Source organism: Dietzia sp. SL131, assembly GCF_026672565.1.
Taxonomy (GTDB): domain Bacteria; phylum Actinomycetota; class Actinomycetes; order Mycobacteriales; family Mycobacteriaceae; genus Dietzia; species Dietzia kunjamensis.
Genome location: NZ_JAPPRI010000003.1, coordinates 2,565,776 through 2,580,493, shown reverse-complemented (window position 1 = coordinate 2,580,493; position 14,718 = coordinate 2,565,776). Strand labels below are relative to the sequence as shown.

At 72.1% G+C, this 14,718-nt stretch carries 16 protein-coding genes; 9 read left to right on the top strand and 7 right to left on the bottom strand.

Annotated elements, in window-relative coordinates; genetic code table 11:
- Nucleotides 1-52 precede the first annotated feature (52 nt).
- A complete protein-coding gene (gene deoC, locus OVA21_RS13070) occupies nt 53-751 on the top strand; it encodes a deoxyribose-phosphate aldolase (RefSeq protein WP_069390408.1) in 699 nt (232 codons plus the stop codon).
- An 82-nt stretch (nt 752-833) separates the two neighbouring features.
- Here the strand turns inward: deoC and OVA21_RS13065 are convergent, their stop codons facing one another.
- From OVA21_RS13065 to OVA21_RS13050, 4 genes are all read right to left on the bottom strand, one after another.
- The gene (locus OVA21_RS13065) at nt 834-1,784 is read right to left on the bottom strand and encodes an NADP-dependent oxidoreductase (protein ID WP_119192671.1); all 951 of its coding nucleotides are present in this window, start codon (nt 1,782-1,784) and stop codon (nt 834-836) included.
- Nucleotides 1,785-1,842: 58 nt separating this feature from the next.
- Entirely contained in the window at nt 1,843-2,343 is a 501-nt protein-coding gene (locus tag OVA21_RS13060) for a metallophosphoesterase family protein (protein WP_069389706.1), read from the bottom strand.
- Between the two features lie 101 nt (nt 2,344-2,444).
- Nucleotides 2,445-3,374, bottom strand: a complete 930-nt coding sequence (locus OVA21_RS13055; protein ID WP_096906777.1) for an LmeA family phospholipid-binding protein — start codon at nt 3,372-3,374, stop codon at nt 2,445-2,447.
- Between the two features lie 57 nt (nt 3,375-3,431).
- Nucleotides 3,432-3,932: a DUF2505 domain-containing protein gene (locus OVA21_RS13050; RefSeq protein ID WP_096906778.1), complete on the bottom strand. Its 501-nt coding sequence runs from the start codon at nt 3,930-3,932 to the stop codon at nt 3,432-3,434.
- Nucleotides 3,933-4,067: 135 nt separating this feature from the next.
- Between OVA21_RS13050 and OVA21_RS13045 the strand changes: the two genes are divergently transcribed.
- The 5 genes from OVA21_RS13045 (at nt 4,068) to OVA21_RS13025 (ending at nt 9,497) form a co-directional block, all read left to right on the top strand.
- Complete coding sequence (locus tag OVA21_RS13045) at nt 4,068-5,153, top strand: UDP-N-acetylmuramate dehydrogenase (protein ID WP_268093157.1); 1,086 nt, start codon at nt 4,068-4,070, stop codon at nt 5,151-5,153.
- A 130-nt stretch (nt 5,154-5,283) separates the two neighbouring features.
- Nucleotides 5,284-6,432, top strand: a complete 1,149-nt coding sequence (gene yidC / locus OVA21_RS13040) for a membrane protein insertase YidC (RefSeq protein WP_268092573.1) — start codon at nt 5,284-5,286, stop codon at nt 6,430-6,432.
- A gap of 108 nt (nt 6,433-6,540) precedes the next feature.
- Nucleotides 6,541-6,978, top strand: a complete 438-nt coding sequence (locus OVA21_RS13035) for a GNAT family N-acetyltransferase (protein WP_181694338.1) — start codon at nt 6,541-6,543, stop codon at nt 6,976-6,978.
- Nucleotides 6,979-7,210: 232 nt separating this feature from the next.
- Nucleotides 7,211-8,833, top strand: coding sequence for an ATP-binding cassette domain-containing protein (locus OVA21_RS13030; protein ID WP_268092572.1), 1,623 nt, complete (start codon nt 7,211-7,213; stop codon nt 8,831-8,833).
- 58 nt (nt 8,834-8,891) lie between these two features.
- The gene (locus OVA21_RS13025) at nt 8,892-9,497 is read left to right on the top strand and encodes a dihydrofolate reductase family protein (RefSeq protein ID WP_067717091.1); all 606 of its coding nucleotides are present in this window, start codon (nt 8,892-8,894) and stop codon (nt 9,495-9,497) included.
- 175 nt (nt 9,498-9,672) lie between these two features.
- Here the strand turns inward: OVA21_RS13025 and OVA21_RS13020 are convergent, their stop codons facing one another.
- The 3 genes from OVA21_RS13020 to OVA21_RS13010 form a co-directional block, all read right to left on the bottom strand.
- On the bottom strand, nt 9,673-10,209 hold the full coding sequence (locus tag OVA21_RS13020; RefSeq protein WP_067717088.1) for a ferritin: 537 nt from the start codon (nt 10,207-10,209) through the stop codon (nt 9,673-9,675).
- Between the two features lie 107 nt (nt 10,210-10,316).
- The gene (locus OVA21_RS13015) at nt 10,317-11,096 is read right to left on the bottom strand and encodes an SDR family oxidoreductase (RefSeq protein WP_268092571.1); all 780 of its coding nucleotides are present in this window, start codon (nt 11,094-11,096) and stop codon (nt 10,317-10,319) included.
- Between the two features lie 60 nt (nt 11,097-11,156).
- The gene (locus OVA21_RS13010; RefSeq protein ID WP_067717084.1) at nt 11,157-11,606 is read right to left on the bottom strand and encodes a limonene-1,2-epoxide hydrolase family protein; all 450 of its coding nucleotides are present in this window, start codon (nt 11,604-11,606) and stop codon (nt 11,157-11,159) included.
- 73 nt (nt 11,607-11,679) lie between these two features.
- On the opposite strand from OVA21_RS13010, the gene OVA21_RS13005 reads away from it, so the two are divergent.
- The 3 genes from OVA21_RS13005 to OVA21_RS12995 all read left to right on the top strand — a co-directional run bounded on the left by OVA21_RS13005 (nt 11,680) and on the right by OVA21_RS12995 (nt 14,718).
- Entirely contained in the window at nt 11,680-12,591 is a 912-nt protein-coding gene (locus tag OVA21_RS13005; protein ID WP_082923954.1) for an alpha/beta fold hydrolase, read from the top strand.
- A 115-nt stretch (nt 12,592-12,706) separates the two neighbouring features.
- Nucleotides 12,707-14,017 (top strand): D-inositol-3-phosphate glycosyltransferase, encoded by a 1,311-nt coding sequence (mshA, locus tag OVA21_RS13000; RefSeq protein WP_067717081.1) that lies wholly within the window; start codon nt 12,707-12,709, stop codon nt 14,015-14,017.
- A gap of 137 nt (nt 14,018-14,154) precedes the next feature.
- Nucleotides 14,155-14,718 carry a YbjN domain-containing protein gene (locus OVA21_RS12995; protein ID WP_069389592.1) on the top strand — a complete coding sequence of 188 codons (564 nt, stop codon included), beginning with the start codon at nt 14,155-14,157 and terminating at the stop codon, nt 14,716-14,718.

Here is a 14,718-nt window from a genome sequence, read left to right as displayed (position 1 = left end):
AGTGCCCATTGTGCCAGCAGGGAAGACGGGCGCCCCCGCTAGGCTGGCCGGCATGGACGCCACTGCGACGAACGAGCTGACCCGCGCCCGGGTCGCCGCCATGATCGACCACACCCTGCTCTCCCCCGACGCCTCCCGCGACGACGTCCGGGCCTGCGTCGACGAGGCCCGCGAGTTGGGAGTCAAGGCCGTGTGCGTGAGCCCGGCCATGCTCCCGGTGCGGGGTGAGGAGCTCGTCGTCGCCACGGTGGCCGGTTTCCCCTCCGGCAAGCACCACTCGCTGGTCAAGGCGATGGAGGGCAGGCTCGCGGTGGACCAGGGGGCCCGTGAGGTGGACATGGTGATCGATGTGGGCGCCGCCATCGCCGGACTGGTCGACGAGGTCATGGCCGATGTGCTGGCCATGCGGGATGCCGTGCCGCCGCCCGTGGTCATCAAGGTGATCCTCGAGACCGCGGCCATCCACAAGGCGCTGGGCGAGGAGGCGGGCGACGAACGAATCGAGGCCCTCTGCCATGCCGTCGCCCGGGCGGGGGCCGATTTCGTCAAGACCTCCACCGGTTTCCACCCCGCCGGCGGCGCCAGCGTGCGCGCGGTCGAGGCCATGCACCGGGCGGTGGGCGGCCGGCTGGGCATCAAGGCCTCGGGCGGGATCCGTGACGCGGATACCGCCCGCGCGATGATCGCCGCCGGTGCGACCCGCCTCGGGCTGTCGGGCTCCCGCGCGGTGCTGGAGGGCTTCCCCGAATAACCGCGTCGCCCGTCGCCCGACTGCCGACCGTCCGACTGCCGACCGTCCGACTGCCGACCGTCCGACTGCCGACCGTCCGGGATCAGCCCGTGGTCAGCACCATCTTGCCGGCGGTCCGACCGGTCTGGCCGCGACGATGCGCCTCGGCGGCCTGCTCCAACGGGAAGACCTCGGCGATCGTCGCCCGGAGCGCACCCTGTTCGACGAGCTCGGTGATCGAGACCAGGTCGTGGCGCGAGGAATCCACGAGCATCCGGACCGCACGCACCCCCAGCTCCTCGGCCTCCCGGAAGAAGTCGCCGGACCCCACGGGCAGGATCGACACCACGATCCCGCCGGGGCGCAGCGTCCGCAGGGAGTCGAGGGACGTCTGACCGCCGATCGTGTCGAGCACGGCGTCCACGTCGCTGACCGCCTCGGCGATGTCGACGTCGTGGTAGTCGATCGCCTCGTCGACGCCGAGCTCGCGCAGGAAGTCGTGCTTGCCGGCGCTGGCGGTGCCGATCACGTATGCGCCGCGGGCCTTGGCGATCTGGACGGCCACGTGCCCGACCCCGCCGGCGGCGGCGTGGATGAGCACCCGCTGACCCGGCTGGATGTCGGCGTACTCGACGAGCGCCTGCCATGCGGTCAGCGACACGAGCGGCAGGGCGGCGGCCTGCACGTGGTCGAGGGAGGCGGGCTTGGGGGCGAACCAGGCCGCGGGGGCGGCGACGTACTCGGCGTGGGCTCCGTGCCCGAACGGGTACGAGAGCATCCCGAACACCTCGTCGCCGGGGGAGAAGCGGGCGACGCCGATGCCCACCTCCTCGACCACACCGGACAGGTCCCACCCGAGCACGAAGGGGGGCGTGCCGAGGAAGCCGCCGTTCTCACGGTGCTTCCAGTCGGTGGGGTTGACGCTGGCGGCCTCGACGCGGACGAGGACCTCGTTGGTGCGCGGGGTGGGGCGGGGGAGGTCGACGACGGCGAGGACGTCCGGCTCCCCGAGGGTGTCCTGGTGCACGGCGCGCATGGTGGTGTCGTTGCTCATGGACCCAGGGTAGGCAGATTCCGCGGTCGCCGGTCGGGCGCAAAGCGGCGGGGCGACGTCAGAGCCGGTGCAGCTCGACGTCACCCAGCGCGCCGCCGTCGATGGTCGCGGTCATGTAGGTGCAGTGCGGTTGGCGACGCCGGTCGGTCGGGGAGCCCGGGTTGAGCAGTCGCAGGCCGCCCTGGCCGGACGCCCTCGGCGCGGTGGTGTCCCACGGGATGTGCGAGTGCCCGAACACCAGGACGTCGGTGTCCGGGTAGGCCTTGGCCATGCGTGTGTCGCGGCCCGCGGACGCGCCGGCCTCGTGCGTCACCACCAGACGCACGCCGTCGATCGTCTCGCGTGCCACCTCGGGCAGGCGCTCGCGCAGGTCCGGGCCGTCGTTGTTGCCCCAGCAGGCGATGAGTCGAGCCGAGCGTTCCTCCAACGAGTCGAGAAGCCCCACGTCCATCCAGTCGCCCGCGTGGATCACGATGTCCGCGGCGTCGACCTCGTCCCACACCCGCTCGGGCAGGTCGCGGGCCCGCGTGGGGACGTGGGTGTCGGCGATGAGCAGCAGGCGGGTGGCGGCGTCACTGCCGCCGGTGCCCCTGCCGCCCGTGACCCTGCCGCCTGAGACCCTGCCGCCCAAGACCCTGCCGTCCGCATGAGGCGCAGGGGTCACTCGGTCGCCTCGAGCACGACATCCTGACCGGCGATGTCGACGGTCATGCCGCCCGGCACCACCCGGACGCCGGTCAACTGGACCCCCTCGGGCAGTTCGGCCAGCGCCGAGTCCATCATCGAGACGGTCCCGCCGAGGAACTCGGAGGGCAGCGGGAAGCCGAGGATCGACGCCTGCTCCGGCTGCATCTCGAGGACGCCACCGATGAGCCTCGGCGTCACGACCGCCTCGGCCAGGCCGCTGATCGAGACCCGCAGGGTGCCGGCGGCGGGGTCGGCGATGATCTCCTGGACCTGGATCAGCCCGCCGAGCAGGGTGTCGCCGGCCGCGCCCTCGGACTGGGCGGCGGCGGACATGGTCTGCTCGGAGACGAACGCGGTCCCGGTCAGCGAGTCCACGTAGGTCAGGTCGCCTTCGGTGCGCACGCCGTCGGCCCGGATGTCGATCTGCGGTGCCGGTCCGGTCGCGCCGTCGGCGGCCGAGCCGTCGGTGGTGATGCGCACGGAGCCGAGGTTGCCGTCGATGTAGGACAGGATCACCGGGCGCGCGCCGAGTTCGACCTGGGCGGGCGACCCCAGGCTGGCGGTCACCTCGTCACTCATGCGGTTCTTGATGGCGTTGCGCATGCCGAACTCGAGACCGACCAAGGCCGCGACGAGACCGACGGCGAGAAGCGCCGCGATGAGCGCGATCAGCGGCCCGCGTCCCCGCCGGCTCCCGCCCTCAGCGCCGGATCCGCCCGAACCGGGCCCGCCCGAGCGGGATCCGCCCGGGCTGCGCCCGGCCGTCCAGGGTCCACCCGTGTCGGAGGCGCCGGGGCCCTGCGAGCCGGTTCCAGGCGCTGCGGCGAACTGCGCGGTCTCGGCGTGCTGGACGCCGGGTCGGTCGTAGGCGGGGAGGCGTTGGGTGTCGTGCGGCTGCTGCATTCGTCCGATTGTCACCGATCCGGGCCGGGAGTGCAGTGCCCACGTCCCCGCCGCAGGTCAGCGGGCGGCGGTCCAGCGGCGCAGGTGCTGGTACTCGGCCTCGAACAGTCGGTCCAGGTGCCCCACGACGAGCTTCTCGAGCTTGCCGCCGAGCAGCGGCACCGACACCTTGACCTGACCGGAGACGGATTCGTGGGCCGCCCCGTCCCGGTGGACGGTCTCGGCGCCGCCGTCGATCATCCCGAGCCCACCGGCGGCCTCGGCGCGGGCCGATCCGGTGAACCGCTCGCCGTCGAAGTCGCCGAAGGTGCTGGTCCGGACGATCACCAGCTGCCCGGGCAGGACCTTGCGCGCCAGGTCGGGGATGTCGGAGTCGGGGATGTGCTGGGTGACGGCCACGGTGATCGTGTCGCCGGTGGTGGAGAAGTCGTCGAGGGTGTCCTCGGGGCTACCGACGGCGGCGATGCGGTCGCGCCAGAAGGCCTCGTCGCCGTAGGAGGTGAACACGTTCTCGACGTGCGTGTCGATACGTGCCGTGTGGGAGAAGCGGGTCGCCATGGGGTCAGACCCTACAAGCCGCCGGTTACCCTCGGTCGTGTGAACCCGTCGTCGCCCGACCCCGCCGGCACCGCGCCGACCCCCGCGGGCACCCATCCGCACCCCGCCGACCCGGTCGTCGCCGAGCTGTCCCACATCAGCGGCATCGACGTGGCGCCCGGTGCCCGCCTCGCGGACCTGACCACCCTGCGCATCGGCGGCCGCCCCCGCGCGCTGCTGGAGTGTGCGACCCCGGACGCGGTCTTCGCGGCGGTCCGCGCCCTGGACGCCGCGGACGTGCCGGTGCTCGTGTTGGGGGGCGGTTCGAACCTGGTGGTGGCCGGCGGCGACCTCGACCTGGTGGCGGTGGCGGTGCGCAACCGGGAGATCGACTACCTCGCCGGCCCGACCGAGGACCAGCTCGTCGTCCGCGCGGGCGCGGGCCTGACCTGGGACGATCTGGTCGCCGACACGGTCGCGCGCGGGTACGGCGGCCTCGAGTGCCTGTCCGGCATCCCCGGATCCGTGGGCGCGACGCCCGTGCAGAACGTCGGCGCCTACGGGGTGGAGGTCGCCCAGATCCTGCACCGCGTGCGCTGGTTCGACCGCGCCACCGGCGTCGACGAATGGGTCACCCCCGACGCCCTCGGCCTCGAGTACCGCACGTCCATCCTGAAGAACACCGACCGCGCCGTGGTCCTCGCGGTGGAGTTCCGCCTCGATCCCGCCGGACGCAGCGAACCGATCCGCTACGCCGAACTCGCCGGCCGCCTCGGTGTCGCCCCTGGTGACCGGACCGACCCGGCCGTGGTGCGGCGCACGGTGCTCGACCTGCGCCGCGGCAAGGGGATGGTGCTCGACGACGACGACTCCGACACCTGGTCCGCGGGATCGTTCTTCACCAACCCGGTGATACCCCAGGACGAACTCCCCACGGTGCGATCCCGGGTGGCCGCCAGGCTCGGCACCGCGCAGTCCGAGCAGATGCCCGCCTTCTCCGCACCCGGGGGCGTCAAACTCTCGGCGGGATGGCTCATCGAGCGGGCCGGTTTCTCCAAGGGGCATCCCTCGTCGTCGTCACCCGCTCGTCTCTCCACCAAACACACGCTGGCGCTGACCAACAGGGGTCAGGCCACCGCGGACGACGTGATCGCGTTGGCGCGCGAGGTACGTGACGGGGTGCGGGAGGCGTTCGGCGTGGAGCTGCACCCCGAGCCGGTGTGGGTGGGCTGCCACATGTGACCGCGCTCGGCGCAGCCGCGCGACCCTGATTCCCCGTTGCGGTGCCCACCCTGGCACGCTGGAGCCCGACCTTTGTGGTCTGTCCCGCCCCGTGCGCCCGATCCGGCGCCGCTCGTCGTTGGAGAAGCCCGTGGACCTGTTCGCGTATCCGGTGTCACTCGTCATGAAGTTCTGGCACTGGGCGCTCGGCTTCGTCGTGGACCCCGACTCCGGCATCGCATGGGTCGGCTCGGTGTTGCTGCTAGTGGTGACCGTGCGGCTGCTGCTCATGCGGTCCATGTGGCGGCAGCAGTACTCGATGCGCAAGATGGCGCAGCTCGCTCCCAAGATGAAGGAGCTGCAGCTCAAGTACTCCGGCCGCAAGTCCCCCGAGGACCGCCAGGCGCAGGCCAAGGAGATGCAGGAGCTGTACTCCGGCGCCGGCGTCAACCCCGCCGCCGGGTGCCTGCCGCTGCTGGTGCAGATCCCGGTGTTCCTCGGCCTGTACTACGTGCTGCTCAACTTCTCGCCTCCCGGCAAGTCCATCGAGGAGGCCTCGACCATGACCAACGGGGCGTTCCAGCCCGAGCAGGTCGCCTCCTTCCTCAACGCCGAGATCTTCGGGGTGCCCCTGGCGTCCTACATCCGGATGCCGCAGGAGGTCATGGACTCGCTGCACCCGGGGCTGCAGCAGAGCGACATCCTCATGCTGGCCGTGCCGCTGTTCGTCCTGGCCGGCATCGCCACGTTCATCAACATGTGGAACTCCTTCCGCCGCCAGAAGGCGGCCAAGGCGGCCGAGCAGGCGGCGATCGCGCAGGTCGAGGCCGAGGACCGCGCCGGCGGGCCGTTCGTCGACGGCGAAGTGGTGGAGATCGACGGTGAGAAGCCCGCCACCGCGGCCGACGCCGACGTCGGGTCGGAGGGCGGCTCCACTGCCGCCGACCGCCGCGATGGTACGGCCGGCACCCCGGGCACTCCCGCCACCGCGGGCGCTGCCGGCGCGGCCGGTCCGGGCGCTGGAGCAGGCGCTGATGCGGCGGCCAAGCCGCAGGACTTCCAGTCGATGGCCGAGTCCATGACCGAGTCGATGAACCAGTCGATGAAGATCATGATGTACCTGTTCCCGTTCTTCCCGATCGTGGGCGCGTACTTCTTCAACTTCCCCATCGCGATCGGCCTGTACTGGCTCACCAACAACATCTGGACCGCGGTGCAGTCGCACTTCTTCATGGAGCGGCTCGAGAAGGAACTGCCCATGAGCAGCCGCGAGGGCCTGCCGCCCAGCGCGTTCATGTAGCCCTCGCCGTCCCCCCTTCGCCGGCACACCCGCGCCGTCACACTCGCGCCGTCACACTCGCGCCGTCACACCCTCGGCAGGAGTCCCGGCCGGGTCTACGCTGGAGCCGTGGAGACCGCCGCTCCAGAGGTGAGGTTCCGTCCGCTGACCCGCGACGACCTGCCGACGCTCGCGCGCTGGCTGGCCGAGCCGCTCGTCGCACGATGGTGGTCGGAGAACTCGCCGGACCGGGTCGAACAGGACTTCGGCCCCTACCTCGATGACGCACAGACGGAATGCATCGCCGAACCGGCGGCACGCGGCAGGGGCGCCGGTGCGGCGATGGCGGCCCGGGCGGTCTCCGAGATCTGGGCTCACCACCCCGGCGCGAGCTGCGTGATCGTTCCCGTGAACATCGAGAACCCGCGATCCTGGGGTGCCCTGCTCCGGGCCGGGTTCCGGCGGTTGCCGGACGCGGAGCTCACGCCTGACAACCCCGGTGACACGCCCCTCCACGCGATCTGCCGCATCGACCGTCCCGCCCGCGGAGACGCCGGAACTCCGTGAACGGGCGCAGGGTCGTGGTGAGCGGGCGCGGGTTCGTGCAGAATCCGGCTCTTGCCGCCGCCGGGACCGCGGTGTAGCTTCAGCGTGAACGTCGGTCGGGCGCGCGGCGCGACTCCGGGGAGACCCGGGGCCGCGAGGGGCGCGGAGCCGAGGGGAATGAGACGAGGAGATCGAAGGACAGTGCTGAACCACAGGTGAGTCCCGGCCACACGCCACCTCTCCTGGAGCACGCATGTCTTTCCTCGTCCTGTCGGACGTCGCGTACGCGTTTCCCGACGACACCCCACTCTTCGACGGGCTCGACCTCGCCGTCGGTCCCGGCCTGACCTCCCTCGTCGGTCGCAACGGCGCCGGCAAGAGCACCCTGCTCCGCCTCATCGCGGGCGAACGTCGGCCGACGCGCGGGTCGATCACCGTCGACGGCGATCCGGCGGGCCCGCCCACCGTGGGATACCTGCCGCAACTGCTCGCCGACGCCCCGGCGGAGCGCACCCTCGCCGATGAGCTCGGCGTGGGCGGGCGACTGGAGGCGCTGGCGCGGATCGAGGCGGGGGAGGGCGACGACGACGACTTCGAGCTCGTCGGCGATGACTGGGCCGTGGCCGAGCGCACGGTCGCGCTGCTCGACGACCTGGGCCTGCCGACCGAGTTGGACCGACCCGTGGTGGCGCTGTCCGGCGGGGAGCGCACTCTGGCCGCGGTGGCGGGTCGACTGCTCGGGCGGCCCCGGGTCCTCCTGCTGGACGAACCCACCAACAATCTCGACGGGCGGGCGCGGGAGCGGCTGTTCGCGGCGATCGGCGGGTTCGTGGGCGGCGGCGATCGCGTGGTCCTGGTGGTGAGCCACGATCTCGAATTGTTGGACCGTGCCGGCAGGACGGTCGAGCTGCGGGCCGGCCGGTGCCGAGTGTTCGGCGGGCCGTACGCGCACTATCGCGAGGTGATCGAGACCGAGCAGGCGGCCGCGGTGCAGTCGCTGGCCGGGGCGCGGAACGATCTGCGCGCCGAGAGGCGGGACAGGGTCGAGGGGGTCGAGAAGGCGAGCCGGCGGGTCGCGCAGGGGCGGCGGGTGCAGGCGGCGGGCGGAATGCCCAAGATCCTCATGAACGCCCGTCGCGCGTCGGCGCAGGAATCGGCCGGCAGGTTGCGCGCGGTCCACGACCAGGGCGTCGAGCAGGCGCGGGAGCGGATGCGCTCGGCCAATGCCGCGGTCCGGCGCGAGGAGCGGCTGCGGGTCGAGCTGCCCGACCCAGGGTTGCCGGCCGGCCGGGTGGTGCTGGACGTCGATGACCCCGTCGCGGGCCGGGTCCATCTCGCGGGGCCCGCGCGCGTGCGCCTGGCCGGGCCGAACGGCAGCGGCAAGACGACGCTGCTGCGACGCCTCCTCGGCGCTCGCGGTCCGGACCGCGCCGGCGGCGTCGACGAGGGGTTCGTCGACGAGGGGTTCAACGACGAGGTGGTCCACGTCCCGTTTGCCCTGCTGCCGCAGGATCTGCGCGTCGAGCATCCGGAGTGGTCGGTCATCGACGCGATCCGAGCCGTCCGCCCCGCCGCGTCGGCGGAGGAGGCCCATGCCCACGCGGCGCGGCTGCTGTTCACCGGCCGGGCCGGGTTCCGCCGACTCGGCGACCTGTCGGGTGGCGAGCGACTCCGTGCGGCGCTGGCGGCGCGGCTGTTCGCCCGCCCGGTCCCGCAGTTGCTGGTCCTGGACGAGCCGACCAACAACCTCGACCTCGACGGTGTAGAGGTGCTCGCCGACGCGCTCTCGCAGTGGCGCGGTGCGCTGCTGTTGATCAGTCACGACGACGGATTCTGCGATCGAGTGGGGGTGGACGACGTGATCACCCTCGGCTGACCCCGCTCCGGCGGGGTGGACGCACGCGAACACACCTATCCCCGAGAGAGGGCCCACCATGCGCAAGCTCATTTACTACGTGGCCGTGAGCGTTGACGGTGTCATCGCCGACCCCGACGGCGGCGTCGACGCCTTCCCCGTCGAGGGCGACCACATGCCCTGGATCATCGAGCACTATCCGGAGACGATCCCCGGCCACCTGCGCGAGCCGCTCGGGCTGGCGCGGACCCCGCACCGGGCATTCGACACCGTGATCATGGGCCGCACCACCCATCAGGTGGCCGTGGACGAGGGACTGGCCAGCGGGTACCCGCACCTGCGCCAGTACGTGGTGACCCACCGGCCGGACGAGCTGCCGGCCGAGGAGGGGCTGACGGCGTCCGACGAGGACCCGGTGACGCTGGTCCGCCGGCTCAAGGCCGAGGGCTCGCCGCTGGCCATCTGGCTGTGCGGGGGCGGGATGCTGGCCGGGCAGGTGGTCGACGAGATCGACGAGTTCCGCCTCAAGGTCAATCCCGTCGTCCTCGGCGCGGGCATCCCGCTGGTGGCGCGGGCGACGGGCGGGCCGGGCGCGGCTGGCGGGGCGCTCCCGCTGGCGCTGACCCGTCGGACGCGTCGAGACTTCGAGAGCGGGGTGAGCTACGTGGAGTTCTCCCGCGGCTGATCGCAACGCCCGCCGCGCCGCTGCCTCCCCGCCACCGCGCCTGCCACCGCGCCGCCGTCGAGAAGAGTGTTTCGCGCGTATCTGTCGAGTAGAGGCGCGCGAAACACTCTTCTCGACGGCGAGGTGGCCAGGTGGCGCGGTGGCCCGGCGGCGTGGCGGCGCAGCCGGCGCAGGGTCAGACGGCGCCGCCGGCCACGGAGGGCGGGGTGCCGGTGTTGGTGGAGGAGTCGGTCTCGCGGGCCAGGTACTCCTCGATGCGGAACCAGTCGTCGGCGGCGCGCTCGGCGATGGTCACCAGGGTGTTCATGTTGGCGACCTCCTCGACCTGCTCGCGGAGGAACCACAGCATGAACTGCTCGCCGAGCGGGTCGGATTCGGCGCGGGCGGCCTGGAACATCGCCTCGATCTGCCGGGTGACCTGCTTCTCCTGCTCCAGTGCGGCGCGCAGCGCATCGGCGGGACCGCGGAACTGGGCCTCCGGCGCGGGCACGGCCGGGATCGTCACGGCGATCTCCCGGTCGAGCATGTACTGGACCATCATCATCGCGTGGTTCCGCTCACCCAGGCTGTGCGAGTAGAAGCGCGACGCCAACTGCGGTAGGTCCTGCGCGTCCGCCCACACGGCGATCGCGATGTACTGCTGACTGGCGGCGAACTCGTGACCGACCTGAGCGGAGAGGAGTTCGACGAATGAGTTCTTGTTCCTGGCCATGGAGGAGGCCCCTTTCGGTAGGGGGCCAGCCTATGTTCGCCGGCGACGTTTCACCAGGTCAGTAAGCCTAACCTGGGTACACCATGGCCAGCCTCACCTACCGCACATCAGCCCCGGTGGGCGCGCATCGCGGAGTGCTGGTCCCGCGGCTTCACCACGATCTGGTCCAGGTTGACGTGCGAGGGCCGGCTCGCCACGAACCCGACGATCTCCGCCACGTCCTCGGCCACCATCGGGGTGAGCCCACGGTAGACGGCGGCCGCCTTGTCGTCGTCGCCGTCGAACCTCACGCGGGAGAACTCGGTATCGACCATGCCGGGCGCGATCTCGGTGAACCGCACCGGCTGGCCCAGGTGCTCCCCGCGCAACGTCCGGTGCAGGACCGCTTGAGCGTGCTTGGCCGAGGTGTAACCGGAGCCGTTGTCGTACGACTCGAGGGCCGCGATCGAGGTGATGGTGATGACCAGCCCGTCGCCCTTATCTACCAGCACCGGCATGAGACCGCGGACCATGCGCAGCGTGCCGATGACGTTGGTCTCCCACATCCAGCGCCACTGGTCCTCGTCGGCGTCCATCACACTGGTCGTGCCCTTGGCGCCGCCCGCATTGTTGACCAGCACGTTCAGCCGGGGGATGGCCGCGCAGAACGCCTCGCACGAGTCGGCGTCGGTGACGTCGAGGGGCAGGGCGGTGCCGCCGATGTCCGCCGCGAGCGCCTCCAGCCGGTCGACCCGCCGCGCCCCGACGACCACGTGGAACCCGAGGCCGGCCAGCTCGCGCGCGGACGCCTCACCGATCCCCGACGACGCCCCCGTCACCACCGCGATGCGGGTCTCGGCGGGCAGGGCGGCGAGCCGCTCACGGGCGGCGGAGTGGTCGATGCTCATGGCCTAGAGACTAGGCGGCGGGTCCGACACGGTCGATGGGGGAGGACGACGACGACGAGGTCAGCGACCCCGACCAGTGACCATTTCGACGAGTCCGCGCACCGCGCCCTTGGCCATGTCGGCCTTGGAGAAGTAGTCCTGCCAACCGCACACCCGGCCATCGCGGACCTCGAGGCGGCCGCACACCCAGAAGCCGACGCGGAACCGCCCCACCCCCAGGTAATCGGTGCGCTCGGTGAGCACCACGACGGGGGCCGCCGGGTCGGTCGGGTCCGCGGGCGCCGACACCGCGAGGTGGTGGATCTCCACGCCGAAGCGGATGCTGCGGTTCATCGAGGAGATCGCGCCGACGACCGCGCGCTTGCCCCGGATGGTCGGCAGGCCGATGTTGGCCCACCAGACGTCCTCGCTGAGCAGGTCCGCGGCGGAGGCGGTGGAGCCGGTCATCAGGGCGTCGAAGAACGTGCGGACCACGACATCGGGGTCGGTCCGGGTGCTGGTGGCTGCCATTGCGCAACGGTAACCGCCGCGGGCGGGGTCTGGGGGCCGGATCGCGGCGATCGGCTCTGGCACCATGAGGTTCATGACCTCAGCCTCCCCCTCCGCCTCGCCAACCGACGCCCGTACCGACGCCCCCGCCGCCTCGACGCCCGCGCCCACCCTCCCTGCGCCCGCCCTCGCCTCGGCCGTTTCGTCCGACGGCACCGCGATCGCCTACCGCGTGCTCGGTGACCCCGCCGCCCGGCCGCTCGTGCTCATCCACGGGTGGGCGCAGTCGAGCGCGAGCTGGGGGCAGGACGTGCTGAACGACCTGGCCCGGCGTTTCCGCGTGGTGGCGATCGACCTGCGCGGCCACGGGCACTCCGACGTCCCGGCCGGCGGCTACGACTCGGCACCGCAGTGGGCCGACGACGTCGAGGCCGTCCTCGACTCCGCCGGGATCACCGAGGGCTCGGGCGCGATCCTCCTGGGTTGGTCCTACGGCGGGGTCGTGGTCGCGGACTACCTGGCCGCCCGCGGTGAGGGCCGGGTCGGCGGGATCGTGCTGTGCGGTGCGGTCACCTCCCTCTCCCGCTCGGCGGGCGGCGCGATCGGCCCGGCCATGAAGGAGGTCACCTCGGGCGGGGCGTTCGACGAGAAGCCGTCGGTCGCGCTGGCGGCGTTCACCAGCTTCGGAGCAGCCATGATGCGCTCGGGATCGGGCTCGGACGGGCAGCGGATCCTGGGCCTGTCGCTGGCCACGCCGCCGACGGTCCGGCAGGCGCTGCTCACCCGCAAGGTGGACAACGACGACACCCTGCGCGGCCTGTCGATCCCCGCGCTGGTCATCCACGGCGCCCACGACGGGGTGGTGCTGCCGTCGGCCGGGCAGGCGAACGCCGAGATGATCCCCGGCGGCCGCTACGTCGAGTTCGCCGAGTCCGCGCACGCGCCGTTCCTCGAGGAGACGCCGCGCTTCCTCGCCGAGCTCGACGAGTTCGCCGCCTCCCTGTAGCCGTTCGTGGCGGGCGGGCCCGGCGCGCTGGAGCCCACCTCGTCGTCGTCACCTCAGGGCGGGCGGGGGCACGGGCGACGTGCACCCCGGCGCGGGCGGGGGCACAATCGGACGGGTGACCGTAACCGACCTCGACCCCGGCGCCGCGCACCCCCTGCCCCGGCGCATCGCGGTCCTGTCCTTCCACACCTCGCCGCTCGCCCAGCCGGGCACGGGCGACGCGGGTGGGCTCAACGTCTACGTCCTGCAGACCGCGCGCCGCCTGGCCCGCCGCGGGGTGGAGGTCGAGATCTTCACCCGCGCCACCCACTCGTCGCAGCCGTCGGTCGAGCAGGCGGGCGACGGCGTGCTGGTCCGCAACATCGTGGCCGGACCGTTCGAGGGCCTGCGCAAGGAGGACCTGCCCACGCAGCTGTGCCCGTTCGTCGCCGGCGTGATGCGGGCGGAGGCCGGGCAGGCGCCGGGCCACTACGACCTCATCCACTCCCACTACTGGCTCTCGGGCCAGGCCGGGCTCGTCGCGTCCGAGCACTGGGGGGTGCCACTGGTGCACACCGCGCACACCCTGGCGGCGGTGAAGAACGCGGTCCTCGCCGAGGGGGACACCCCCGAGCCCGAGTCCCGGCGGATCGGTGAACAGCAGATCGTGGACGCCGCCGACCGGCTCGTCGCCAATACCACCGACGAACTGCGCGAACTCGTCGACTACTACGACGCCGACCCCGCGCATGCCGACGTCGTCCCGCCCGGCGCCGACCTCGAGCAATACACCCCCGGCACCCAACGCGGGACCGAGCGGGCCCGCCGCGCGCTCGGGCTGGGGCAGCATTCCGAGGTGATCGCCTTCGTCGGCCGGATCCAACCGCTCAAGGCGCCCGACGTGATCGTGCGGGCGCTGGCCGAGATGGTGCGCGCCCAGCCCCGCCGCGATGTGCGTCTGATGGTCGTCGGTGGGCCCAGCGGGTCGGGGCTCGAAAGGCCGCGCTCGCTGATGGAGCTGGCCGAGGAGCTGGGTGTGGCCGACCGCGTGTGCTTCCTGGCGCCGCGCCCGCCGTCGGAGCTGGTGGACGTCTACCGCGCCGCCGACATCGTGGCGGTGCCGTCGTACTCGGAGTCGTTCGGGTTGGTGGCGCTCGAGGCGCAGGCGTGCGGCACCCCCGTGGTCGCGGCCGCGGTGGGCGGGTTGCCGACGGCCGTCGGCGACGGCCGGACCGGGATCACCGTCGACGGGCACGATCCGCGGGAGTGGGCGCGCGTGTTGTCGGGATTGTTGGACGACGACGAGCTGCGCCTGTCGATGTCGCGGGCCGCCCCGGTACACGCCTCCGGGTTTTCCTGGGACTCCACCGCCGACGGGCTGCTGTCCTCGTATGCGGGCACGATGGCCGCATACCGGGCCCGACGTGCGGAGGCCACCGCGTCCTGATCTCCCGTCCGCAGGAGCCGCCGCGTCGAATCGCCTACGAGGCCCGGCCGACGCCTGGCCCGGCCGACGACAAGTCTTTGCCGACGACAGGCCCCAGCCGACGAGAAGTCCCAGCCGACCACCCCGAAGGAGTCACGATGATCGACCCCACCGAGAGCAAGCGCATGGACGACGACGGGCCGGCCCCGCACCGGGACGATGTCGACGCCCCGACCGTCGAGCGGATCCGCAACTTCCTGGTGGAGCGGGAGATCGAGTCGACGCTGGCCGACGGACGCACCTTCGTCGTGATCCTGCCGGGGGAGAAGCGCCTGAAGACCGCGTGCCACCTGACGGTGAACCGGGAGAGCGTGCGCATCGAGGCGTTCGTGTGCCGCCGACCCGACGAGGACTTCGAGAAGGTCTACAACTACCTGCTGCGGCGCAACCGGCGGCTCTACCAGGTGGCCTACACGCTGGACAACAACAGCGACATCTACCTCGTCGGCCGGATGCCGCTGGTCGCGGTGACCGAGGAGGAGCTCGACCGCGTGCTGGGTCAGGTGCTCGAGGCCGCCGACCACGATTTCAACGTCCTCATCGAGCTGGGCTTCCACACCTCGATCCGCCGTGAGTGGGAGTGGCGCGTGTCCCGGGGCGAGCCGCTGCGCAACCTCGACGCGTTCCGCCACCTCACCGAGGACCTGCCCCAGCCCGAGTAG

What these genes read in the sequence shown, in the direction of transcription:
- deoC (WP_069390408.1), top strand. Translation starts at nt 53, where the DNA reads ATGGACGCCACTGCGACGAACGAGCTGACCCGCGCCCGGGTCGCCGCC.
- OVA21_RS13065 (WP_119192671.1), bottom strand. Translation starts at nt 1,784, where the DNA reads ATGAGCAACGACACCACCATGCGCGCCGTGCACCAGGACACCCTCGGG.
- OVA21_RS13055 (WP_096906777.1), bottom strand. Translation starts at nt 3,374, where the DNA reads ATGCAGCAGCCGCACGACACCCAACGCCTCCCCGCCTACGACCGACCC.
- OVA21_RS13050 (WP_096906778.1), bottom strand. Translation starts at nt 3,932, where the DNA reads ATGGCGACCCGCTTCTCCCACACGGCACGTATCGACACGCACGTCGAG.
- OVA21_RS13030 (WP_268092572.1), top strand. Translation starts at nt 7,211, where the DNA reads ATGTCTTTCCTCGTCCTGTCGGACGTCGCGTACGCGTTTCCCGACGAC.
- OVA21_RS13025 (WP_067717091.1), top strand. Translation starts at nt 8,892, where the DNA reads ATGCGCAAGCTCATTTACTACGTGGCCGTGAGCGTTGACGGTGTCATC.
- OVA21_RS13020 (WP_067717088.1), bottom strand. Translation starts at nt 10,209, where the DNA reads ATGGCCAGGAACAAGAACTCATTCGTCGAACTCCTCTCCGCTCAGGTC.
- OVA21_RS13015 (WP_268092571.1), bottom strand. Translation starts at nt 11,096, where the DNA reads ATGAGCATCGACCACTCCGCCGCCCGTGAGCGGCTCGCCGCCCTGCCC.
- OVA21_RS13010 (WP_067717084.1), bottom strand. Translation starts at nt 11,606, where the DNA reads ATGGCAGCCACCAGCACCCGGACCGACCCCGATGTCGTGGTCCGCACG.
- OVA21_RS13005 (WP_082923954.1), top strand. Translation starts at nt 11,680, where the DNA reads ATGACCTCAGCCTCCCCCTCCGCCTCGCCAACCGACGCCCGTACCGAC.
- OVA21_RS12995 (WP_069389592.1), top strand. Translation starts at nt 14,155, where the DNA reads ATGATCGACCCCACCGAGAGCAAGCGCATGGACGACGACGGGCCGGCC.